The organism is Enterobacter cloacae complex sp.6700776 (assembly GCF_048284255.1).
GTDB lineage: Bacteria > Pseudomonadota > Gammaproteobacteria > Enterobacterales > Enterobacteriaceae > Enterobacter > Enterobacter intestinihominis.
Genome location: NZ_JBLVYK010000052.1, coordinates 1 through 811 on the forward strand (window position 1 = coordinate 1; position 811 = coordinate 811).

Below are 811 nucleotides of genomic sequence, written 5' to 3' on the forward strand. Positions count from 1 at the left end.
TTAATGAGATGGTCACTCCCTCCTTCCCAGTACTATGCTGAGGACAGGCTTTCATTCGGAGAACCATCATGGAAAACATTGCGCTTATTGGTATCGATCTGGGTAAGAACTCTTTCCATATTCATTGTCAGGATCATCGTGGGAAGGCCGTTTACCGTAAAAAATTCACCCGACCAAAGCTAATCGAATTTCTGGCGACATGCCCAGCAACAACCATCGCGATGGAAGCCTGTGGCGGTTCTCACTTTATGGCACGCAAGCTGGCAGAGTTAGGGCATTTTCCAAAGCTGATATCACCGCAATTTGTCCGCCCATTCGTTAAAAGCAACAAAAATGACTTCGTTGATGCTGAAGCTATCTGTGAAGCAGCATCACGTCCATCTATGCGTTTCGTGCAGCCCAGAACCGAATCTCAGCAGGCAATGCGAGCTCTGCATCGTGTCCGTGAATCCCTGGTTCAGGATAAGGTGAAAACAACTAATCAGATGCATGCTTTTCTGCTGGAATTTGGTATCAGCGTTCCGCGAGGTGCTGCCGTTATTAGTCGACTGAGTACCCTTCTTGAGGACAGTAGTTTGCCTCTTTATCTCAGCCAGTTACTGCTGAAATTACAACAGCATTATCACTATCTTGTTGAGCAGATTAAAGATCTGGAATCTCAGTTGAAACGAAAGTTGGACGAAGATGAGGTTGGACAGCGCTTGCTGAGTATTCCCTGCGTTGGAACGCTGACTGCCAGTACTATTTCAACTGAGATTGGCGACGGGAAGCAGTACGCCAGCAGCCGTGACTTTGCGGCGGCAACAGGGCT

At 47.8% G+C, this 811-nt stretch carries 1 protein-coding gene; it reads left to right on the plus strand.

The window, feature by feature from the left end:
* Positions 1–68: 68 nt before the first annotated feature.
* Positions 69–811, plus strand: a 743-nt coding sequence (locus tag ACNQ0T_RS23150) for an IS110-like element IS5075 family transposase (RefSeq protein WP_049127100.1), incomplete at its 3' end; no start/stop codon positions are given.